Raw genomic sequence first — 23,129 nt, 5'->3', positions numbered from 1 at the left:
CACCCGATAAACTCACCACGTGGAAGAATCCGATCACATTGTGCGCATGCGCCTCCTGCTTCAAGCGTGGCAGACCCCAGATATCTGCGCGCTGCGCGAACAATGTGACAGCGCATTGACGCGCGTCCGTTTCCATCATAGTTTGCGCCGCCGGTGGCAGGAAGTACGCGCCCTGACCAACATCTATGAAGCTGCCTATCTTTCTCGCTGGGAAGGCTCACCGATCAGCACCAGCGATCTGCGTGACCTCACGATGCGCGAGGGGCCACACGAAGCCGGCACCCTGACCACAGGTGAACAGTTCGCGCTGGGGATCTGGCGCAGCCAATGGCACGTCATGACGCTCATGCCGCCCCTGAACCGCACGCCCACCACCAGGCCTGCATCGCAGCCCGCTTTGCCGAACCTGGTCGCCGGACTGCACCGCGACATCACGTCACTTCTTGCTACCTCAGGCTACGTTGAACGTTCCCGAATTGCCGTTCCTGCCTCGCCTCGGCGTCTCGCTCACGTTTTGTCGCATGTCACCTGTGATGTGCCTGCTGTGGTGAGTGCAGCCGCAGTATGGGCCGACTGTGCAGCTCATCCACTGTTCGAACCAGGTTCACGCTCCGTGGGGGCGGCTGTGGCGCGATGGATTCTGACCGTGCGCGGAACGGACCCGACAGGGGTCGTGACTGTGAGCGAGCTGAGCGCCACAGACCCTCAGCGCGTTGCGCGCATTGTGTCCGGCTGGGCAGCGCCCGATCACTCCTACGCGCACGACGTGCTCGCATTCTTCCTGTCATCACTGATCGCCGGTGTCGACGATGCCCTGGATATTGCGCTCAGTGTCCAGGCAGGCCACCCTCGGCAATAGGAAACGAGGGCGGGCTACTTGCCGCGCAAACTGGTATACGCGCGGTAAAACGACCACGCCGCGCCTGCAGCAGAGCAAGCGGCAATCATGCCCGGCACAATGAGTCGAGCCGGCGAGGTGCGGACCTGAACCGTGTGCGTGAAACTGCGAATCGGCCAGTCGCGTTCCTGAGCGATTTCACGCAGCTGACGGTCAGGGTTGATGACGACGGGGTGCCCCACTGCCTCCAGTAACGGCACATCAGTGATGGAATCTGAATACGCGAAGCACTCCCCCAGATCCCACCCGTTGCGCTGTGCCATGTCGATGCAGGCGCGCGCCTTCTCATCGGCGTAGTTGAAACGCGAAATCACGCCGGTGAACGTCCCGTCCTCATTGCGCTGCGCGTAGGAACCGATCGACGCGTCAGCACCCAGCATGTGAGCAACCGGGCGCACCATTTCTTCAATCGAGGCTGAGGCGATGACAATGCGCCGACCAGCCGCGCGGTGAATGGCGATTTCTTCCAGCGCCTCCACGAAGCACACCGGGTCAATTGACCTGCTCAACGCATCCTTCACGGTGGACTCCAGGTAGACTCCGTCCCATCCGGCAGCGATTTCACCCAGTGATTCGCGCATTTTCTCTGTCGCCTGCTCGTCAGCGCCCTTGATCAGGTAGGGCAGTTGGATGAGCAGACCCAGCAGTGCGCCGCGCCGGGTCAGAAGGCCGGCCTCACGCAGGGGAGCGCGCAGCGCCACGGAGGTTGACGTGGCCAGGATTGTCTTGTCGAGGTCGAAAAAGGCAGCGGACCTTGAGCGTGGCTGTGATCGCTTCATGCGGGTCTCCTGATCGTCGAGTCGAAAAACTGCGCGCGTTATCCACAGGGTGGTGTCTCTCTCCAGTCTTCCACAGGTTGACTGAGCGAGGTGGACGAGGGAAGCCACGTGAGATGAAGTGACGGCATGAGTACACAGTGGAACGTGCGCGTCGGACTGGATCGACTGGACGAGGGTGCCAGGCGCAGCGCATGTGAAATCATCGAGCTTGCAGGCGGAACGGTTGCCAGCGACGGACTGCCCTGCGACATGTGGCTGACCTCGGATCCGGATGGGCCACCCTCGTCAGTCCGTGCGTCTGCACAGGTGCCGGTCATTGTTGTCGGCCCTGCCGGATCGCTGCGCCTGCCCGGCGATGAGATGATGCTGGCCGACATTGTCGCCTCATGTGAACCGTCACCGGTATTTTCCCCTGACCTGATACGCATCGGTTGCGCCGGATGGCAAGGTGGGGTGGGGGTGACGGCAATCGCGCGGGCGCTGGCTCAGCAGATCCGGTCGCACCCGCTGCCGGTTCTGCCTCAGGCTCCCCCTCCGCCCGTGATCGTCGTGGACACCGCCGAGTATGGGCCAGGCGTGGGCGCGGCGCAGGACGTGGCCGCTGACGGTATCCACTGGGGTGACCTGCGCGCAGACGAGACCGGATGGACTGGCACGCTCATTGACGCTCTGCCCGTGCGTGACGGCGTGAAAATCCTCGCGGCTGACTGCCGTGGTGGGCCGGCACGTTCAGATACGAGGCTGGTGCGGGTGCTCACCAGCGTGAGCTCCCGCGCGCATGTTGTGGTCGATCTGGGACGGTGGGATGAATACGCAATGCGCACCGCCTCCCAATGTGGAATCGATGCGCTGTGCCTGGTCGGACGCGCCGACCTGGACGGGGTGTGTACGCTGATGGCCGGCATATCCCGCTATGCGCCACCTGCTGTGCCCGTCGTGATTGCCACGACGCACGGGACGACGACGCAACTGTTGGGCAGTATCCGCGAGTGCGGCTTCCAGTCGATTCAGGCCATGCAGTGTCCTTTTCGAGGTGGGATGCCCAGGGGTTTTGCCGTCAAGCGAATGTATGCCGCGCTCAGGTCGGGCATGGAGCGTGCGCGATGAGCCGTCACACCATGAGGCGCGCGCTCGCTCAGGGGCACTCAGCTGTCCGGGCGGTGCGTGACAATGCTCGCGAGGGTGCAGGAGTGAGAGAACTGGCCACCGATTTTGACGATCTGGTGGCGCGCGCCGGCGGACTCGGACCGGACCTTGCTCCTCTTGTGGCGGACCCCGATGTGACAGATGTGCTCGTCAACTCCACCAGTGTCTGGATCGATCGCGGGCAGGGGGTGGAGCGCGTTGACGTGCAGCTGGGGTCGGAAAGTCAGGTTCGGGCGCTCGCGGTCCACATGGCAGCTGCGTGCGGACGACGACTGGATGAGGCCAGTCCGATTGTGGATGGAACGCTGCCCGGCGGCGTGCGCCTGCACGCGGTGCTCTCACCAGTTTCTGATGAAGGAACGGTGATTTCCCTGCGGACCTCGCGCGCTCACTCCATGACGCTGGAGCAGATGGTGCGCAAGTCTTTGATGGACGGTTCCATCGCGAGCGTGATGGCCCAGTTGGTGGCACTGCGGGCCAACATTTTGATATCCGGGGCGACCGGGTCGGGTAAGACCACATTGCTGTCGACCATGCTGTCCAGCGTGCCGCATGACGAACGGATCGTGTGTATCGAGGAGGTACGGGAATTGCGTCCCTGTCACCCGCATGTTATCCACTTGCAGGAAAGGCAGGCCAATGTTCAGGGCGCGGGAGCGGTGAGCCTGTCGGATCTGGTGCGCGCTGCGATGCGAATGCGGCCCGACCGACTGATTCTCGGTGAGTGTCGAGGCGCCGAAGTGCGTGACGTGTTGACGGCGCTCAACACCGGACACGACGGGGGAATGGCTACCATCCACGCCAACGCGGTGGAAGATGTTCCGGCACGTCTGGCTGCCCTCGGATCGCTGGCCGGCCTGTCGGATGCCGCGCTGTCAGCGCAAGCGGTGGCCGCATTTGACGCGGTGATTCAGATGAGGCGCGATGCGCATGGAAGGCGGGTCAGCCAGATTGGTGTTCTGACCCGGACAGCAGGTGGCGTTGCCTGTGAATGTGAATGCGCGCTGAGAGAGCGTGATGGCCGGCTCTACCCTGATCGCGCCTGGCCACTGCTGGCTGAACGGCTGCACATCGATCTGGACGCGAAAAGTGCTGCTCCATGATGGCGCTACTGTGCTTGATGAGTGCCTGTTTGGTCGCGGCGATTGGCATATCGGCCGCCAAACATTGGCGCGCTCAGGCTGTGATCGTGGCCTGGAGATTCGACGAATCATTGAAGGCAGTTCGCGCACAGAAGCCAGTGCCTCCCTCGTCAAATGTCGTGCCGGCCGGGCAGGACAGCAGCTCCCAGTTGTCGATGTTGGTGGCCGAGGTGGCAGCCCGGCTGCGTGCCGGTATGCCGACTGCCGAGGCGTGGATGCGTGCGTGGGACAGAGTTGGCTCTGCGCACCTGGGTTCATGGGAGGGGATTGCCGAGGACGGTGTTCCCCGATCCGTGGCGAGGCTGGCGCGCGCTCCCTCGTGGCGCGATGTGCGGCGTGATGTGCTGGGTTTGGTGCGGCAGCGAGACGCGTTGTCGTGGCGCCACCTAGTGTCCTCGTGTGGGCGGCTGCGGCGACGCAGCACAGTGAGCGAACGGGTCAGTCGGCGCTCAGCTCATACCTTGAGTGTCGCATGCCGCCTGACGCAGGAACTGGGAACGCCGCTTGCTGAGGTACTGGATATTGTGGCTGACAGTATCGATGAAGCTGCAGCCGCCGAAGATGCGCGCGCCATCGCACGATCTGGCCCCTTGACCTCGGCACGTATTCTCACCGCATTGCCTGTGGCGGGTATTGCGCTGGGTCAGCTGATTGGGGCGAACCCTCTTGAGCGCTTCTGTGACGGTGGGATCGGCACCATCAGCGCCATCATCGGAACGGTGTGCCTGATCGTTGGTCGGCTCGTCTCCACTCGCATGATCACCCGAACCATTGACATAAGCGAGGGCGTCGATCCGGCCACTATGTGCGATCTGACGATCGCGGGAATGAATGCGGGTGCCTCAGTGCCCTCCATTGTGCGCACGCTGGGCCGCGTCGGTAATGACGCGGAACTGGAACGGATCGGTAGCGAACTGGTCCTGGGGGCACGGTGGGGTGATGCGTGGAATCCCCATCCAGCCAACGCCGCGCTGCTGGCTGATGTCCTCGAGCCGGCATGGAGCGATGGCACGTCGCCGGTGCCGTTGCTCACGCGTGCTGCGCGCCAGGTCAGGGCACGGCGCATCGCACATGCAAAAAGTGAGGCTGAACGCCTGGCGGTGCGCCTTGTCATCCCGCTGGGGGCGTTACTGCTGCCGTCCTTCATCGCCCTGGGCGTCGTGCCAATCCTGCTGCATATTGGCACGAACACTTTTGGCGGGTTGTGGTAGCTGACGGGTCGGCACCTGACAGCCCCTGGTTATCCACACCGCGCATCTACAGATGCGTTGAATCCACAGCTGCCCTTCTAGGCGCTTCTTGCTCCACAATTTGCGCACAGTCGATGGAGATCGCAGTGCGTGTCACGGAAGGTGGTCACACCGTCAAACGGCGGACAGTCACTATTGATCGAAAGGACAAACATGGCAATCACCCAACGCATCGAAGATGCAGCGACGAAGGCAGCGTGTGACACGTGGTGTCAATACGACGCAATGATCCAACGTGCTCACCATGTCGAGGATCATGATGCCGATCCGGAAGAAGGATCCACAACCGTGGAATACGCGATCGGGGCGGTCGCAGCAGCCGGCTTCGCCGGACTTCTGCTCGTCGTTCTCAAGTCAGGCGCAGTGAAATCCCTGCTTCAGGGCATTATCCAGCAGGCGCTTTCACTGTGAACAGGCATGCGACACGTGGTCCCGTAAGTGCCAGGGAGTGCTTACGGGACCACCCCGCTGGTGGCAGCGAAACGGGCGGGCATAGCGAGGACGGCATGGTGACAGTCGAACATGCGCTCTCACTTTTCGCCGTGATGATCGTGGTGGCGTTCGTTCTTGGCGTCGTCAGCATTGCTCACACGCGCATTGAACTGTGTTCGGCGGTTCGTCAAGGTGCACATGAAGCAGCCATAGGTGGCCAGGATCCAGCTCTCAGTGTTTCCCAGGCGTACGGCAGGCCCGTTACTGTCACAACGAACAAATCAGGGCGATGGATGACGGTCACCGGGCACGCCAGTGTGGCTGCGCCGGCTGGATGGGTCGGTGCTACAGCATCGTGCACGATCACCACCATTTCCGAGCTGGTGCCCTGATGGTATACGGCGACAGGGGGAACGAGGAAGGATCAGGCACCATCTCCGCGCTGGCGGTCATCGCATGCACCGTGATGATGTGTGTGGTGATTGCTGGTGCAGGGAGTGTGCACGGGCATCAGACCCGTCTTCAGGCAGTGGCTGACGTTGCAGCCCTGGCCGGTGGGCATCGGTCGGCGGTTGCACAGTGGACCGGAGGTGGGATGAATGCCTGCACGGTGGCCAGTGAGGTCGTCGAGCGCAATGGGGCTCACGCCGGCTGCGAGGTGCGCGGAGATGACACCTATGTGACGGTGAGCCAGAGAGTGCTTGTTGCGGGGATCAGTGTGGATATTCGCGCGAGGGCACGCGCAGGGCCGGTCAGGCGTGACACGCTGAAGCAGTGAGCGAGACGACTAACACGAGGAAGTCCCCTAATCCGGGAAGATTCACGGTGAAAAACGCTTAACCCGAGGCGGCAGAGCGTCGCTCAATCCTGGTTTTGCCTGATGAATCACGGCAAAGGCACGCTGTGACCCTTCAATCGTTAACGATCACGTAAACGGTCGGCGTTGCGCAGCGGTCGTGCTGATACGAGGACGAAAAATTACGTTTTTATATCGTTTTTGGCAGATTTAACACTTTATTTGTCGTTTTGCACGAACCAAGCTACACTGTCAAGCACGTTGTCGTACAAATGTGACACTGGAGTCGTTAGCGCTAACGGTCTAGGTCTTATTTGTCGCAGGCGTTATGTACCACGCACGAAGGGGTGAGACGTGACACATTTGCTCGACTTGAAAGGTATGTCGAAGACCTTTCCGGGCGTCAAAGCACTATCGAATGTCAATTTGGATCTTCGAGCAGGAGAAGTGCTGGGGCTTTGCGGTGAAAACGGTGCCGGAAAGTCGACGCTGATGAAGGTCCTGACCGGTATTTATCAGCCTGATCCAGGCGGCGAGATTTGGATCAAGGGCGAAAAGGTCCACGTGACGGGCATCAACCACGCACGTGACCTTGGCCTGGCCATCATTCACCAGGAACTCAACATCGTTCCCGACCTGACGGTTGCCCAGAATCTGTACCTGGGGCGCCCAGGCTCCACTAGAGCCGGGATCGTCAATGACAAGAAACTGAACAAGGATGCTCAGGAGCTTTTCGATCATCTGAAGATGGATATCAACCCCAAGGCTTACTGTCGCGACCTGTCAGTGGCGCGCCTCCAGATGGTGGAAATCGCCCGAGCGCTGTCGTATAACGCAGACATTCTCATTATGGATGAGCCGACTGCGGCGTTGACGATCGAAGAAACGGACGCACTGTTTGACCTGATCCACGACTTCGTCACGCCGTCAACCGGTCTGATATACATCTCGCACCGTATGCCTGAAATCAAGCAGATTACGGACCGCGTGGTCGTTCTGCGCGACGGTGAATACGTCGGCACGGTGAACACGGCTGAAGTGGAGATGCAGGAAATCATCTCCATGATGGTGGGACGCAAACTGAAGTCTGACGTCCGTCCCGCCACGAAGCCGCAGACAGACGAAACTGTTCTGGAAGTCAAGAACCTGTCCACGAAGAATCTCATCAAGAACGTGAGCTTCGACGTGAAGAAGGGTGAGATTTTCGGATTCGCCGGTCTGATGGGTGCAGGTCGCACCGAAGTGGCGCGATGCGTCTTCGGTGCTGATCCGCGCACCGAAGGTGACATTTACGTGCACGGCAAGAAGGTCAGGATTACGAACGCCAAAGACGGGGTGACGAACGGTATCGGCTACCTGTCCGAAGACCGTAAACGCTTCGGAATCCTGCTGGATGCTGACGTGAAAGCCAACGTCACGCTGGCCGACATGAAGGACTATGCGAAAGCGGGCTTTGTCGACGATCGCAAGATCCGCAGGACCGCACTCGACTATGTGGACAAATTGCGGATTCGCACCCCTTCAATCAATCAGACCCTGTTGAACCTGTCTGGTGGTAACCAGCAGAAAGTTGTTATTGCCAAGTGGTTGGTTCGAGACAGTGATGTCTTGATCTTCGATGAGCCAACACGCGGTATCGACGTGGGCGCAAAAGAAGAGATCTATCAACTGCTGGAAAACCTCGCGGCGCAAGGCAAGGCAATCGTTGTGATTTCATCGGAACTGCCCGAAGTACTGCGCCTGTCGAACCGCATCGCAGTGATGGCACAGGGCCGCATTATCGGCATCCTCGATAACGAGGAAGCCACCCAAGAAAAGATCATGGAACTGGCCACCGTTGGCCAAGAGCAAGCAATGGGAGTGGACGCGTGAGCACCGAGGTTGAAACGAAAGACCAAGCGTCAGAAAAGTCCAACAGCAAAGTCGTGACTTTCCTGAAGTCATCAATTCAGCAGCTTTTCGCATTCGCTGCACTGATCCTGATTTACATTTACTTCCTGTTCGCAGCCCCGAACTTCGCATCCATTGGCGTGTTCATGAACGTCCTGATGGCAGCTTCTGCAATCGGCGTCATGGCGCTGGGTGCAACGTTCATCATCGCCACCGGCGGCATCGACCTGTCAGTGGGCACCGGCATGACGCTGACAGCAGTGTCGGCAGGTCTGCTGATGGGCTCACCCGAATCCGGATACCTCGGGCTGCCCGTCGGTATCGGCTTGCTGCTCGTCCTGGTGGTCGGCGCAGTGATCGGACTGGTCAACGGGTTTAACGTGGCGTTCCTGGGTATTCCTCCCTTCATCGCCACACTGGCCATGATGATGGCAGCCAACGGTCTGTCACTGATTCTGTCGGGTAAGAGCTCGATCAAGATCCCCTCGCCGTTCTACTACAACCTGTCGAACGGCAAACTGATCGGCTCCCTGCCCAACGCAGCGTTGATCTTCATTATCTTGACTATCATCGCATCGATCCTGCTGACGCGCACGGTCCTGGGCCGCTACGCGCTGTCGATGGGATCGAACATCGAAGCCACACGCCTGTCAGGCGTGAACGTGCGCTTCTGGACCTTGATGGTGTACATCGCAGCCGGTATCTTCACGGCCATCGGCGGCATCCTGTACTCAGCACGATTCGGATTCGCACAACCAGCTGAAGGTCTCGGACTCGAGTTGCAGGCAATCGCAGCGGTCGTCATCGGCGGTACCTCACTTGCCGGTGGTCGCGCCACAATCATCGGTACGTTCATTGGTGCGCTGCTGATGAACACTCTGACGACAGGTCTGCAGATGATGGGTGTTGCAAAGGAATGGCAGCTCGTGGTGACCGGCCTGGTCATCCTGCTGGCAGTCTTTATCGATAACGTCCGCCGAGCCCGTGCTCAGGCAGTGTAAGCATTACTTGAATCGGACAACCGTCCAACCACCACAACGGCGAAGAAAGACCTTCGCCCGAAAGAAAGGAACAGCAATGCGCCCAATTGGACGTATCGTGAGCCTCATTGCCGCTGGGGCAATGGCATTGGGAATGACCGCTTGCTCATCAGGCGGCGGCGACACAAACGCCGCTTCCGGCGACGCCGGTGCAACACAGAGCGGTGAAAGCGCCGGCGGTGCTGCCAGCGGTGAAACCATCTACCTCGTCTCGAAAGGCTTCCAGCACCGCTTCTGGCAGGCAGTGAAGGAAGGCGCAATGCAGGCAGGTGAAGAATTCGGCTACAAGGTTGAATTCATCGGACCCGCCAACGAGCAAGCCATCACTGAGCAGCTCCAGCAGCTCCAGACCGCACTGGACACCAAGCCTGCTGCAATCGGATTTGCAGCACTGGATTCAGAAGCTGCCGCCCCGATCCTCGAGCAGATCAAGGCCGCCAACATTCCGGTGGTCGCATTCGACTCCGGCGTTGAGTCCGACATTCCGGTGACAACCGTTCAGACGGACAACAAGGCCGCTGCCGCTGAAGCCGCCAAGCACCTGGCGGAACTCGTGGGCCACAAGGGCAAGGTTGCTCTGGTCTGCCACGATGACACCTCCCAGACCGGTAAGGACCGCTGCGCCGGATACCAGGAATACATGGCTGAGAATGAACCTGACATCGAACTGCTCGATCCCCAGATCGGCGGCGAGGTCGGTGTGGCAGCTGACGTTGCCAAGAGCATTCTGACTGCCAACCCGGATGTTGTAGGTATTGGCGCAACGAACGAAGCATCAGCCATCGGCACGATGCAGGGTGTGACCGAATCCGGCAACGCCGGCAAGGTTCAGATGGTTGGTATCGACTCCGGTAAGGCACAGCTCGAATCCGTTCGCAGCGGCGTGCAGGCCGGCGCTGTGACTCAGGCTCCAGTCAAGATGGGATACGAAACTGTCAAGGCTGCAATTGCAGCCATCAAGGGTGAAGAACTGCCCAAGATCATTGACTCCGGTTTCGCCTGGTATGACAAGACCAATATGGACGATCCTGACATTAAGGCCAACCTCTACGAGTGATTTCACATCCCACCGGATAATAGCCCAGGTGGAGGGGGAGAACCCGTTGATCCCCCTCCACCACCTCCTGACCAACGGGACATAATAGTGACGTGACGCTTCGGCCGAACGTCACCGTCCTTACTGCCACGCAGGGGACCAACTAAGACAAACGAAACCAATGAAGGAATGAGGAAACATGGCTGAACACCCCAAGATCGGCATCCGACCAATTATCGATGGACGTCGCAGGGGAGTGCGTGAAAGCCTCGAAGATCAGACAATGGGCATGGCTCAGCGTCTGGCGAAGCTGTACACGGACGAACTACACTACATCGATGGTGAACCTGTGGAATGCATCATCGCTGACACCACCATTGGTGGCGTTTCCGAAGCCATCGCATGCCAGAAGAAATTCGACACTGAAAACGTTGGTCTGACTGTCTCGGTGACCCCGTGCTGGTGCTACGGCACAGAAACCCTGCAGATGGACACCCGTACCCCGCACGCAATCTGGGGCTTCAACGGCACAGAGCGTCCAGGCGCCGTCTACCTTGCCGCTGCACTGGCAGGACACGCACAACTCGGCTTCCCGGCATTCGGCATCTACGGTAAGCAGGTCCAGGATGCTGACGACGAGACCATCCCCGATGACGTGCGTGGCCGTCTGCTCGACTTTGCGAAGGCAGGTCTGGCTGTGGCACAGATGCGCGGTGAAGCATACCTGTCGATGGGCTCGGTTGCCATGGGCATTGCCGGATCAACGGTCAAGGACGAATTCTTCGGCCCCTACCTTGGCATGCGCAATGAGTACATCGATATGTCCGAGTTCTACCGCCGTATCAACGAGAAGATCTACGACGAAGAAGAGTACGAAAAGGCCCTGAAGTGGATGAAGGAAAACTTCACCATCGGAAAGGACTACAACCCGGAAAAGAACCAGCATCCCGAGCGCCATGAAGATTGGTGGGAAACCTGTGCCAAGATGGTGCTGATCGGCCACGACCTGATGAAAGGCAACCCCAAGCTGGCAGAAAAGGGATGGGCCGAAGAAGCCGGCGGCCATGGTGCAATCGCAGCCGGATTCCAGGGACAGCGTCAGTGGACAGACGGCATGCCCAACGGCGACGTCATGGAAACTGTCCTCAACACCAACTTTGACTGGAACGGCGCACGTCAGCCAGTCGGAGTTGTCGCAACCGAAAATGACTCCCTGAACGGTGCATCCATGCTGTTCGGATATCTGCTGACCAACACCCCGCAGATCTTCTCCGACGTGCGCACCTACTGGAGCCCGGAATCGGTCAAGCGAGTCACCGGCTATGAGCTGGAAGGACACGCAAAGGACGGCTTCCTGGATCTGCGCAACTCCGGCTCGACCACACTGGATGGTGCCGGCAAGGCCACCCGTGACGGCAAGCCTGTCATCAAGCCGTGGTGGGAAGTAACCGAAGAGGACCAGAAGGCAGCCCTTGAGGCAACAACCTTCCACCCCTCAGGGTACGAATACTTCCCCGGTGGTGGGTGGTCAACCCACTTCCGCACCAGCGGCGAAATGCCCGTGACGATGTGCCGTATCAACCTTGTCTACGGACAGGGCCCGGTTCTGCAGATCGCTGAAGGCTGGACCATTGATCTGCCCGACGAAGTCGCCACAACCATTGAGCAGCGCACCGACCCGGCATGGCCGACCACCTGGTTCGCACCGCGTCTGACCGGCGAGGGGGCCTTTGCCTCCGTCTACGACGTGATGAATAACTGGGGCGCCAACCACGGTGCAATCTCATACGGACACATTGGCGCTCAGCTCATCACGCTGGCCTCCATGCTCCGTATCCCGGTTAACATGCATAACGTGCCGGAAGATGATATCTTCCGTCCGCGCGCATGGACACTGTTCGGAACAGCCGACGTTGAAGGCGCGGACTACCGTGCCTGCAAGAACTTCGGACCGCTGTACCGCTGAGTCATCCGGCTCTCGCCGCTGACATCAGGATGCCCGATGGGTGGGGCGTCAAGGCGCCCCACCCATCACTGCACCCACTGGGCGAATGCACTGTCACCCTCGGACAATTACCACTGACATCACACTGAAAATACTGAGAAAAGAAGGACGTTTCATGACCACTGCGCTTGCTGTCGATTTAGGGTCGTCGTCAGGCCGCGTTGTTGCAGGACGCTTGGAAGGCGACCATATTGAGATCCACGAGGTGCATCGGTTCTCACATGAAGCGATCCGACGTGACGGCTCACTGGTGTGGAACCTGGAGCGTTTGTGGGATCAAACCGTTGAAGGTCTGCAGAAAGCCGTCCAGGAATATCCCGACGCACAATCCGTATCTGTGGATACCTGGGGCGTCGACTTCGTCGCGCTGGACAGCGACGATCATCCTGTTGGCCCACCACGCGCCTACCGCGATGAGCGCACGGCACGCACATTGGAACAATTCCGTCAACGCATTGATGATGAAGAATTCTTTCATCTGACGGGAATCGCTCCAGCCACCATCAACACCGCAAACCAGCTCGTTGCACTGACCCGCGAAGAACCGGAACTGGCTGAGCACATCGACACGGTTCTGCTTCTGCCTGATTACTTCGCGTGGAAACTGTCCGGCGTCAAAGGCTGGTCTCGTTCTATCTGCTCCAGCTCAGGACTGTGCGAACCTGGTTCGCCACGCTGGTCAGACACGGTCTTTTCACGCCTTGGTCTTCCCCGTTCATGGGTTGGTGATCTCAACGATGACCTCACCACAGTCGGCCCGTGCACGGTCGAAGGGCTTGAATCGCTCACGGTGGTGCGCGGCGGCGCACACGATACGGCATGTGCAGTCCACGGCCTGCCTGTCGAAGAAGGCGTCAAAGCGTACTTCCTGTCCTGCGGATCATGGTCCGTGCTCGGCGGCATGCTGGACCGCCCGCTGCTCACTGACGCAGCATTCAAACTGGGCCTGACCAATGAATCACGCAGTGACGGAGGAGTTCGTCCGCTGTTCAACATCACCGGCATGTGGATCCTGCAGGAACTCCAGCGTCAGTGGGAGCGCGAAGGGATGCCGACCGACACCGACGAATTGGTGGCCGCTGCGCGCACATGCGCCCCGTCCGCACATCTGTTTGACCCGGATGACTCCCGTTTTGCCGAACCCGGTGAAATGGTTGAAAAGATCGACACCGTGATTCGGGAAGCCGGCGGTGAGCCTCCCTCGACGAAGCCCGAGTACGTACGACTGGTCATTGAATCCTTTGCCCAGCGTTATGCGCGCGGCATTGACGAGCTGGCGCAGATCGCTGGAAGCAGGCCCGACCAACTCAACCTGGTAGGAGGTGGCGCGCGCAACCACCTTCTGTGTGATCTGACCGCGCAGGCCGCTCAGCTGCGTGTCGTGGCCGGCCCGATCGAAGCGTCGATCCTGGGCTCCCTCATCGCGCAACTGGAAATAATGGGGAACATCGCTTCAGGCGACAGGCCCCACATCATTGCAACGACAGCGAAGACCCGTGTCCACGAACCCTCTGCGCGTTAAGAACGGACCACCCGCGAAGAACAAGCGAGTCTCGCTCGCAGACGTGGCGCGCCATGCCGGCGTGTCAGCCAACACGGTCTCGCGCGTGGTACGAGGCGACCCTGAAGTCGCAGATTCCACACGAGCGAATATCACCGCGCTGCTCCACGAGATGGGGTACCGGCCGAACTATGCGGCCAGGGCTCTTGCCGGCAAGCGTACAGGGGTCATCCATGTGCTGATGGCGGCGCCGATGTTCCACGGGCACGGCCAGACGTTGCTGCATGTGCTCAACGCTGCCAGCGATGCCGGTCTGAGCGTGTCGATTTCGAATGTCTACATGTCTGACGGGCACGTCACCAGTAACGCGATCCCATTTCGAGTCGACGGAATCGTCATTCTGGGCGGTCAGGACCCCGTCATCGAAATGGCGATGAAGCTGGCTCGCACAACGCCGACGACGCTGCTGCTGTCATCGGAAACGAATATCGATGGCGTATCGACCGTCTCTGTCGATAACGTGCTGGGCTCACGAGTCGCCACCGACCACTTGTTGCGTGGAGGAGTCACTGACATCGTTCACCTGATGGGGCCGGCAAGCTGGAACGACGCACATCAGCGGCGCAAGGGATTCGAAGAAGCGTGTGCGCAGTCCGACGCCTCTTTAAATGTCGAGATCATCGAATGTGGCTCGTGGAATGCTGTGGACGGATTCGATGCCACCTACAGCATGGGGCGCATCCCTCAGGGAATCGTCGCATCCAACGACCAGATTGCGCTGGGGGCCATGCGCGCCGTTCGCGAGCTCGGCGGAGAGCTCCCCCACGACACCCGCGTGGTCGGTTTTGACGATGAGGCGGGCGCGCAGTGCTTCTCGCCGCCGCTCACAACTATTCGACAGCCCTTTGACCGGGTGGGCCGCACGGCGATTCGTCAGATCGTCGACCTCATTGCCGGACGCCCACCGCAGGACTTCATCATTCCCCCCGAACTGGTCATTCGGACCAGCTCCCAAATTGTCACTCACTACGAATGAAAGGACACCACTGATGCTGTACGGACCTATGACTCACCCCGCGTTCCTACGCGCACTTGCCGCAGCCGGACACGGCTCGAAGATCTTGCTGGCCGATGGTAACTACCCGCACACCACCGGCGTGAACGAGCGCTGCGAACTGATCTCCCTCAACCTTGCGCCCGGCTTGCTGGGCGTCAACGAGATCCTCGAAGTTCTCAAGCGCACGATCCCGATTGAAAAAGCGGAGATCATGGTGCCTGAGGATGATCAGGACACGATTGACATTCCGGCTCACGCCGACTACAAGGCAGCTTTGCCGGATGTGGAATTCGGTGAGATTCCGCGCTTCAAGTTCTACGACGCGGCTCGAAGTGAGGATGTCGGCATTATTGTGGCGACGGGCGATCAGCGCCTGTACGCGAACTTGCTGCTGACAATCGGCGTGCGCCAGCCTGGTGAGTAGCCGCTCCGTTACCCTCCGTTCACCGGATTTTCGTTTGAGTGACGATTGATCTGAGGTGAGTATCTGGGACTTTCGTCGCCCTCGTGAAGATTTTTCTTCAACGAGGGCGACTTAGTTTTCTGCCTTCCGTTGATTTCCAGTTGTTATCTGACGGCTGGAAGGGCGTGATTCAGCGGAAAAATGGCGGAGAAAAGTTCACATATCGAGTGTTGCATACTTTCGATTGATTTACTAAAATTCATCATAGGCAAATCGAAACGTAAGGATGCGATGAGATGACGAGAGCGCAACACGAGCGTAACAGCTTCATTCTCGACCAGCTGGCGGCTGAGGGTGAAGTCTCTGTGAGCACTCTTGCCGTTGAGCTCGATGTCTCTCCAGTTACCGTCCGATCCACCCTCAAACAGCTCGAAGAAGACGGCTACCTGGTCAGGACGCACGGCGGTGCGCGTCCGACCGCGTTCCGCAATATTCGACTGCGCCAGATGGATCGCGTCGACGCAAAAGAGCGCATCGTGCGTGCAGCGGCAGCGATGGTCAGGGACAATGACCGCATCATGATTGAAGCGGGCACGACCTGTGCGATGATCGTTCGGCACCTGGCCGGAAAACGCGGCGTGCAGATTGTCACCAACTCGGTGCTTGTTTTCGCCAACGCTCGCTCGAATCCACAGCTCAACATCACGCTGACGGGTGGCCAGTTCCGCGCTGAATCAGAATCGCTGACCGGACCGCTGGCGGAACGCTCAATTAACTCGTTCAATGCACGCATCGCGTTCCTGGGGACGGACGGATTCACAGTCGAGCGTGGTCTGACAACTCAGCTGGTTGAAGGCGGAGAAGTCGCCACCTTGATGAGGGCGCGTGCAGAAGAGACGTGGCTGCTGGCAGATTCGTCGAAATACGGAAAGAGCGGATTTGTCAGTTTCATGGGACTTGATGACGTCACGGGGATCATTACCGATGATGACCTCACGGCGGACTCGATGAAGGAATTGGAAGAACACACCCGCGTTCGCGCGGTGTAAGGGAGGAACACATGGCCACCATCGTGGTGATGCCCCAACTGGGTAACTCAGTGGAGTCCTGCTTGATCAACGAGTGGGAGGTCTCCGTTGGCGACGCGGTCGCCGTTGACCAGGTGCTGTGCTCAATTGAGACGGACAAAGCAACAATGGACGTGCCCAGTACCGATGCCGGCACAGTCCTCAAACTTCTGTGGGAAGTCGGTGATGAAGTCCCCGTCAAGGATCCCTTGCTGATTCTGGGCGAGCCTGGCGAAGAGATCAGCGAGGAAGTTCTCGCGCAGGCCGGTGTCTCCGGTGACTCCAACGAAGCCGCCAGTGCTCCCGAACAGGAAGCACCCGCTGAAGAAGAAAAGCCTGAGGCGCCCTCGTTCCAGACGGCAGCATCCGGCGGAGCGATTTCGCCTCGCGCCCGCGCACTGGCCGACAGTGAAGGACTGGACCCGTCGGCAGTGTCCGAAGGATCCGGCCCCCACGGACGCGTGCTCGAACGCGATGTAAAGGCCTATCTTGCCGAGAACCCTGCCACCAACGCAGCTCGTGCCCAGGGCGCAACCGGAACTGGAACCGGACTGGGTGGACGCGTCACGACCGCCGACCTGGCTTCCCCGGCAGCCGACGAGGCAGCCGCAGCGCCGCTGATCAGTGCCGACGCCGACTTCCCTGGCCCCTCCGAAGCGGCACCGTTGAAGGGCATCCGCAAGGTTGTCGCCACGCGCATGATGGAGTCCCTGGCCGAAACCGCTCAGCTGTCCTACACGGTCAGCGCGAAGGCCGACAAGCTCATGGCCATGCGCAAGCGTTTCAAGCAGGCCGACGAATCACTGGGCGTCAATGCCATTACGATCGGTGACCTGGTCGGATACGCAGTCGTCAAGACGATCGCGAAGTACCCGACATTCAACGCGCATCTGGCTGACGGCACCTACACGAAGTTCCAGAACATTCACCTCGGGGTGGCCGTCGATACTCCGCGTGGCCTGCTGGTCCCGGTGATCCGCGGAGCCAACGCCATGAACCTGAAGGAATTCTCCGCTGCCTCCAAGCAGGTGGCTGGTGATTCGATTGACGGCACTATCAGCCCCGACCTGCTCAACGGCGGCACCTTCACCGTGACGAATCTGGGATCGTTCGGCGTGGAGACCTTCACACCGATCATCAACCGTCCGCAGGTCGCGATCCTGGGCGTGGCAGCTGTGACGCCGCGGGCCGCCCTCGACAATGACGGAAATGTTGTGGTGGAAAAGAGGATCGGCTTCTCGCTGACCGCTGACCACCAGGTGATTGATGGTGCTGACGCAGCGCGATTCCTGCGCGACCTGGTCAACGCCATCGAAAACATCGACCTGACAGTATTGGGATGAGCGCCATGACAGAGACAAAATTCGACGTCATCGTACTGGGCGGAGGCCCGGGCGGATATCTTGCAGCCGAACGCCTCGGCAACGGCGGCAAGAAAGTCCTGCTGATCGAGGAGAAAGATCTCGGCGGCACATGCCTGACGGTGGGATGTATCCCCACCAAGACCCTGCTGAACTCCGCGAAGCACTACGTGCACGCGAGTGAGGCCGGCGCCTACGGCGTGGGGATCGAGGGTGCCTCCTATGACTGGGAAGCGATGCAAAAGTGGAAGGGCCAGGTCGTCAAAGGTCTGGTCGGAGGCGTGGGAGCCAGCGTCAAGAAAGCCGGCTGCACCGTCGTGTACGGGCGTGGCTACTTCGAAGGCCCCGGCAAGGTACGCGTGGATGACACGCACTACACCGCTGAACACGTCATCATCGCGACCGGTTCAGTTCCTGCGATGCCGCCCATCCCGGGCAGCGCCGACAACGAAAAGGTCGTGGATTCCACCGGACTGTTATCTATCTCCGACGTGCCGAAACGACTGGCCGTCATCGGTGGCGGTGTCATCGGCGTGGAGTTCGCCTCGTTGTTCTCCAGCCTGGGCAGTGAAGTGACCGTCGTCGAAATGATGGACGAGATCCTGCCCTTCATGGATGACGACATGGCAGCTCAGCTGCGCAAGGCGATGCCCGCCATCACCTTCAACCTCGGCTGCAAAGTGGAGGCGGTCGAAGGGTCGAACGTCGTCTTCTCCAAGGAAGGCCAGAAGCACACGGTGGAGGCCGACCTGGTTCTCATGGCGGTGGGTCGTCGCCCAGCCACGCGCGGCTGGGGAGCTGAAGAATCCGGACTTGACATCGAGCGCCGCGGCATAACGGTTGATGACCGCCTGCGCACGAACCTTCCCAACGTGTGGGCCATCGGTGATGTGACGGGTCGTTCCCTGCTGGCACACGCTGCATACCGCATGGGCGAGGTCGTGGCGGCGAACATCCTGGATGACCAGGCCTACAAGCGTGGACAGGTGATGCGCTGGAACACGATCCCATGGGCTGTGTATTGCCTGCCGGAAGCAGCCGGTGTGGGACTGACCGAATCGAAGGCCAAGGCTGAGGGACGCGCCATTAAGGTCGGGTCCGTGCCTGGCCAGATGTCCGGCCGGTTCATCGCTGAGAACGGCTTCAAAGCACCCGGCAGCGCCAAAGTGATTGTGGATGCTGAGACGAACCACGTCCTCGGCATTCACGTGTTGGGCACATACGCATCCGAGATGATCTGGGGCGCATGCGCCGTCCTCGAAACCGAACTGACACTGGACGATCTGCGTCAGCTTGTCGTCCCGCACCCGACAGTATCTGAACTCATCCGCGAAGCTGCCTGGGCTGTCAAAGCCTGAGCGCACCGACATAACTGATTAGAAGTAGGCGAAAGAAAGAACATGACGAAGTCACTGACAGTTGACCCGGCGAAGGTCCGCGCGTCCGGAAAGATCACCATTCCAGATATTCCGATCAACCAATACACGTTCGACCTTGACACCGAGGTCGGCCGATACGGCAAAGATGGCATGGTGCAGATGCTCCACGACATGATCGCGGTGCGCACATTTGAATCCATGCTTGATTCCATCAAGAAGACCGGCGGATGGCAGGGCGTGGAATACAACCACCGTGGCCCCGCCCACCTGGGAATCGGTCAGGAAGCCGCATACGTCGGCCAGTCCTTTGTGCTGACCCCCGACGATTTCATCTTCGGCTCTCACCGCTCACACGGTGAGATCCTGTCCAAGTCCTTCTCAGCTGCACGCCAGTACGAGGACGCTGATCTGGAAGCAGTTATGAAGGGCTTCCTCGACGGTGAAACGCTGGGACTGGCCGAAGAAATCGGGTACGAGAACCTGCGTGAGCTGTCCGAAAACTTCATCCTGTTCGGCACGCTGGCGGAGATCTTCGCCCGTAAGGCAGGCTTCAACCGCGGCATGGGCGGCTCGATGCACGCCTTCTTCCAGCCTTTCGGTTCCATGCCGAACAACGCCATTGTTGGCGGCTCGGCACCCATTGCCACGGGCGCAGCGCTCTACAAGCGCATTAACCGTAAGCCCGGCATCGTGGTGGCCAACGTCGGTGACGCAGCCCTGGGCTGTGGCCCGGTATGGGAAGCCATCCAGCTGGCATCGATGGATCAGTACCGCACGCTGTGGCGCGAAGAAGACGGCGGCAACCCGCCGATCATGTACAACTTCTTCAACAACTTCTACGGAATGGGCGGCCAGACCTCCGGCGAAACAATGGGATACGACGTTTTGGCTCGCGTTGGCGCAGGTGTCAACCCCGAAGCCATGCACGCCGAACGCGTCGACGGCATTAACCCGCTGGCCGTTGCAGATGCCGTCACGCGCAAGAAGAAGATCCTGGAAGAAGGTCGCGGACCTGTCCTCATGGACACCCTGACCTACCGCTTCTCAGGCCACTCCCCGTCCGACGCCTCCAGCTATCGTGACAAGGCTGAAGTGGATCTGTGGGAGGAAGTCGACTGCATCAAGACATACTCTGAGCTGCTCATCTCCAACGACCTGGTCTCCCAGGGCGACATCGATGACTTCTCCGCGAAGTTCACCGAGAAGCTCACCAAGGTGCTGGTGCTGGCATCCGACGATGAGAAGTGCCCGCGTGTGGGACCCGAGTACGTCGAAAACGCCATGTTCTCCAACACGCCGACCGAAGCGATGGAGGAGGGCGAATCTGAAATCACCCTCGAGGACAACCCGCGTATCAAGGCTTTGTCCAAGAAGATCCGCTCTTCGCGCGACGAGAACGGCAAGCCCGTCTCGAAGATGAAGATGTTCCAGTTCCGTGACGCCCTGTTCGAAGCCATGATTCATCGCTTCTCCGTCGATCCGACGATGGCGGCATGGGGCGAAGAGAACCGCGACTGGGGTGGCGCATTCGCCGTCTACCGTGGCCTGACCGAAGCACTGCCGTACCGTCGCCTGTTCAACTCGCCGATTTCGGAAGCAGCGATTGTCGGTGCCGGTGTTGGGTACGCGATCTGTGGTGGCCGCGCTGTTGCAGAACTCATGTACTGCGACTTCCTGGGCCGCTCCGGTGACGAAGTGTTCAACCAGATGGCCAAGTGGCAGGCAATGGCCGCGGGCCTGATCAAGATGCCACTGGTGCTGCGCGTGTCTGTCGGCAACAAGTACGGTGCGCAGCACTCACAGGACTGGACAGCTCTGACCGCTCACATTCCTGGCCTGAAGGTATACTTCCCGGCCACGCCAACCGACGCAAAGGGCATGTTGAATCTGGCGTTGCACGGCACGGATCCCGTGGTCTTCTTCGAATCCCAGCAGCTGTATGACAAGGGCGAAGACTTCGAAGAGGGGGGCGTGCCCGAGGGCTACTACGAAACACCTGAAGGTGAGCCCGCCATCCGCCGCGAAGGCAAGGACATCACGATTGCAACCCTGGGCGCAACGCTCTACCGTGCGCTTGAAGCAGCCGACATTCTGGAAGAAAAGTACGGCATGTCCGCTGAGGTCATCGACCTGCGCTTCGTCTGCCCGCTGAACTACGACAAGCTGATCGAATCAGTGAAGAAGACAGGCCGCCTGCTGCTGAGCTCGGACGCGTGTGAACGCGGCTCGGTGCTGCAGGACGTCGCACAGAACGTGCAGTCACTGGCCTTCGACGCACTCGACGCACCGGTGACCATCGTGGGATCGCGCAACACCGTGATCCCGGCTGCTGAGCTGGAAAAGACCTTCTTCCCGCAGCCTGAATGGATAATCGATGCCATTCACGAGCGCATTGTTCCACTGCCGGGACACACCCCCACCACCAACCAGACTGAGGGTGAACTGGCACGTCGTAACCGCCTCGGAATCTGAGACATGCGGTGAGGCGGCAAAAAGGCTGCTGCCACCTCACCGCCGTATCCCACTCGCAGCCACAACATATCCAACGGCCACGGTGCTCACTGAGCGATGCCGTGAGCACCTGGCCGACAACGAACCCAGCAGAGGAAATATGAGCGTTCCAGTTACTAACGATGTCAGCCTCACTCAGAGTGAACGCCTCGATGCTTTGCGTGAGGGCGCCGCACACTTCACGTTCCCTGCGTGGGCGCCAGAATCCAACAACCACATCCACACGTGCTACTCCTTCAGCCCGTACACACCGACCCATGCTGCACTGCGAGCCAGGCAGGCAGGGCTGCGGGTTGTTGGGTCCGTTGACCACGACTCGATCGCTGCCGCCCCGGAAATGAGCGAGGCTTGCCGTATCCTGTCGATGGGTTCGGTGACCGGCTTTGAAATCCGCGCGTTCTTCGACGATACGCCCGACGGCCCGTTTGCATCGCGCAAACTCAACAACCCCGATTCAGCGGGTATGGCCTACCTGACCGTCCAGGGAGTTCCGGCGCCGTCCCGTGAAAAGGCCGATCAGTGGCTTGCACCCAAGCGAGTGGCACGCCTGCAGCGCACCCTCGAAATGGCCGAACGTGCCAACAAGATTTTGGCCGGCCTGAATCTGACTCCCTTCGATCCACAGCGCGACATGGTGGATCACTCCCAATATGCCAACGGCGGCGGAATCACGGAACGCCACTTGCTTGCAGCGATGGCGCGCGCACTGATCAACGGTTTCGGCAGGGGACAGGCTCTGCTTGACGGCTTGGCGACCATGAATGTGGAGGTGCCGGCCCCCCTCGTCGATCGACTGGGAGACGAGGCCAATCCGTACCTGATGTACGACCTGCTCGGCCTGCTCAAATCTGAATACCTGCAGCAGATCTACATTCAGCCTTCTCACGAGGAATGCCCGACCGCCCGCGAGGTCGTCGCCTTTGCTGATTCGATCGGCGCGATCGCGACCTACGCTTACCTGGGAGACGTGTCAGCCTCACCGACAGGAGACAAGAAGGCGGAGAAGTTTGAAGACTCCTTCCTTGATGAGCTGTTCGAAGCTTTGGAGGAACGCGGGTTCAGGGCAGTGACCTACATGCCGCCACGCAACACCGATGAGCAGCTTGCCCGGATTCATGAACTGGCCACGCAGCACGGCATGCTGGAAATCTCCGGTGTGGACATCAACCAGCCGCGCCAATCCTTCAACTGCCCTGAGCTGCGCAGAGAGGAATTTGCCGGACTCAACCAGGCGACCTGGGCACTCGTGGCGCACGAAGCACTCACCAGTGTGGACCCGCAGCTGCACCTGCTGGGATCAGGTCGACTGAGCCCGCAGGACCTGGCGGCCCGCATCGAACAATACGCGCCGCTTGGCCGCGAATACGCCGACGGGACGCCCGCCGAGGACATAGCTTCACGCCTGACGGCGTGATCACAGGCTTACCCAAGACCCA

20 protein-coding genes are annotated in these 23,129 nt (G+C 59.9%); 19 read left to right on the top strand and 1 reads right to left on the bottom strand.

The window, feature by feature from the left end; all coding sequences use genetic code 11:
- Positions 1-19 precede the first annotated feature (19 nt).
- Positions 20-859: a hypothetical protein gene (locus HMPREF2975_RS01340; protein WP_141757240.1), complete on the top strand. Its 840-nt coding sequence runs from the start codon at positions 20-22 to the stop codon at positions 857-859.
- 14 nt (positions 860-873) lie between these two features.
- Here the strand turns inward: HMPREF2975_RS01340 and HMPREF2975_RS01335 are convergent, their stop codons facing one another.
- Positions 874-1,677 (bottom strand): HAD family hydrolase, encoded by an 804-nt coding sequence (locus tag HMPREF2975_RS01335; RefSeq protein ID WP_070725291.1) that lies wholly within the window; start codon positions 1,675-1,677, stop codon positions 874-876.
- Between the two features lie 126 nt (positions 1,678-1,803).
- On the opposite strand from HMPREF2975_RS01335, the gene HMPREF2975_RS01330 reads away from it, so the two are divergent.
- The 18 genes from HMPREF2975_RS01330 (at position 1,804) to HMPREF2975_RS01245 (ending at position 23,107) form a co-directional block, all read left to right on the top strand.
- Positions 1,804-2,784, top strand: coding sequence for a hypothetical protein (locus tag HMPREF2975_RS01330; protein ID WP_058237474.1), 981 nt, complete (start codon positions 1,804-1,806; stop codon positions 2,782-2,784).
- Positions 2,781-3,926: a TadA family conjugal transfer-associated ATPase gene (locus HMPREF2975_RS01325; RefSeq protein ID WP_117394378.1), complete on the top strand. Its 1,146-nt coding sequence runs from the start codon at positions 2,781-2,783 to the stop codon at positions 3,924-3,926. Before HMPREF2975_RS01330 ends, HMPREF2975_RS01325 begins: the two co-directional genes overlap by 4 nt.
- An 86-nt stretch (positions 3,927-4,012) precedes the next feature.
- The gene (locus HMPREF2975_RS01320; RefSeq protein ID WP_141757239.1) at positions 4,013-5,176 is read left to right on the top strand and encodes a type II secretion system F family protein; all 1,164 of its coding nucleotides are present in this window, start codon (positions 4,013-4,015) and stop codon (positions 5,174-5,176) included.
- Between the two features lie 264 nt (positions 5,177-5,440).
- Positions 5,441-5,626, top strand: coding sequence for a DUF4244 domain-containing protein (locus HMPREF2975_RS01315; protein ID WP_058237916.1), 186 nt, complete (start codon positions 5,441-5,443; stop codon positions 5,624-5,626).
- A 95-nt stretch (positions 5,627-5,721) separates the two neighbouring features.
- The gene (locus HMPREF2975_RS12425) at positions 5,722-6,039 is read left to right on the top strand and encodes a hypothetical protein (protein ID WP_070725288.1); all 318 of its coding nucleotides are present in this window, start codon (positions 5,722-5,724) and stop codon (positions 6,037-6,039) included.
- Positions 6,039-6,425 carry an Rv3654c family TadE-like protein gene (locus HMPREF2975_RS01305; RefSeq protein WP_070725286.1) on the top strand — a complete coding sequence of 129 codons (387 nt, stop codon included), beginning with the start codon at positions 6,039-6,041 and terminating at the stop codon, positions 6,423-6,425. The genes HMPREF2975_RS12425 and HMPREF2975_RS01305 overlap by 1 nt, the downstream gene beginning before the upstream one ends.
- 372 nt (positions 6,426-6,797) lie before the next feature.
- Positions 6,798-8,315, top strand: a complete 1,518-nt coding sequence (locus HMPREF2975_RS01300) for a sugar ABC transporter ATP-binding protein (protein ID WP_070725283.1) — start codon at positions 6,798-6,800, stop codon at positions 8,313-8,315.
- Entirely contained in the window at positions 8,312-9,334 is a 1,023-nt protein-coding gene (locus HMPREF2975_RS01295) for an ABC transporter permease (protein WP_070725281.1), read from the top strand. The genes HMPREF2975_RS01300 and HMPREF2975_RS01295 overlap by 4 nt, the downstream gene beginning before the upstream one ends.
- A 76-nt stretch (positions 9,335-9,410) precedes the next feature.
- A complete protein-coding gene (locus HMPREF2975_RS01290) occupies positions 9,411-10,430 on the top strand; it encodes an ABC transporter substrate-binding protein (RefSeq protein ID WP_058237468.1) in 1,020 nt (339 codons plus the stop codon).
- 178 nt (positions 10,431-10,608) lie between these two features.
- A complete protein-coding gene (locus HMPREF2975_RS01285) occupies positions 10,609-12,375 on the top strand; it encodes an L-fucose isomerase (protein ID WP_058237467.1) in 1,767 nt (588 codons plus the stop codon).
- A 154-nt stretch (positions 12,376-12,529) separates the two neighbouring features.
- The gene (locus HMPREF2975_RS01280) at positions 12,530-13,936 is read left to right on the top strand and encodes a rhamnulokinase (protein ID WP_070725279.1); all 1,407 of its coding nucleotides are present in this window, start codon (positions 12,530-12,532) and stop codon (positions 13,934-13,936) included.
- Positions 13,911-14,951, top strand: coding sequence for a LacI family DNA-binding transcriptional regulator (locus HMPREF2975_RS01275; protein WP_227469084.1), 1,041 nt, complete (start codon positions 13,911-13,913; stop codon positions 14,949-14,951). The genes HMPREF2975_RS01280 and HMPREF2975_RS01275 overlap by 26 nt, the downstream gene beginning before the upstream one ends.
- Positions 14,952-14,964: 13 nt before the next feature.
- Positions 14,965-15,396, top strand: a complete 432-nt coding sequence (locus tag HMPREF2975_RS01270) for an RbsD/FucU family protein (RefSeq protein WP_058237465.1) — start codon at positions 14,965-14,967, stop codon at positions 15,394-15,396.
- Positions 15,397-15,671: 275 nt separating this feature from the next.
- A complete protein-coding gene (locus HMPREF2975_RS01265; protein ID WP_058237464.1) occupies positions 15,672-16,424 on the top strand; it encodes a DeoR/GlpR family DNA-binding transcription regulator in 753 nt (250 codons plus the stop codon).
- A gap of 11 nt (positions 16,425-16,435) precedes the next feature.
- Positions 16,436-17,785 (top strand): dihydrolipoamide acetyltransferase family protein, encoded by a 1,350-nt coding sequence (locus HMPREF2975_RS01260; RefSeq protein ID WP_070725277.1) that lies wholly within the window; start codon positions 16,436-16,438, stop codon positions 17,783-17,785.
- A gap of 5 nt (positions 17,786-17,790) precedes the next feature.
- A complete protein-coding gene (gene lpdA, locus HMPREF2975_RS01255) occupies positions 17,791-19,161 on the top strand; it encodes a dihydrolipoyl dehydrogenase (RefSeq protein WP_070725304.1) in 1,371 nt (456 codons plus the stop codon).
- Between the two features lie 42 nt (positions 19,162-19,203).
- Entirely contained in the window at positions 19,204-21,654 is a 2,451-nt protein-coding gene (locus HMPREF2975_RS01250) for an alpha-ketoacid dehydrogenase subunit alpha/beta (protein ID WP_070725275.1), read from the top strand.
- Positions 21,655-21,793: 139 nt separating this feature from the next.
- Positions 21,794-23,107: a PHP domain-containing protein gene (locus HMPREF2975_RS01245; RefSeq protein WP_070725273.1), complete on the top strand. Its 1,314-nt coding sequence runs from the start codon at positions 21,794-21,796 to the stop codon at positions 23,105-23,107.
- The last annotated feature ends 22 nt before the right edge of the window (positions 23,108-23,129 follow it).

The sequence above is a fragment of the Actinomyces sp. HMSC065F12 genome (assembly GCF_001814535.1).
Classification (GTDB): Bacteria; Actinomycetota; Actinomycetes; order Actinomycetales; family Actinomycetaceae; genus Pauljensenia; species Pauljensenia radingae_A.
This window is presented reverse-complemented; position numbering and strand designations above follow the sequence as displayed.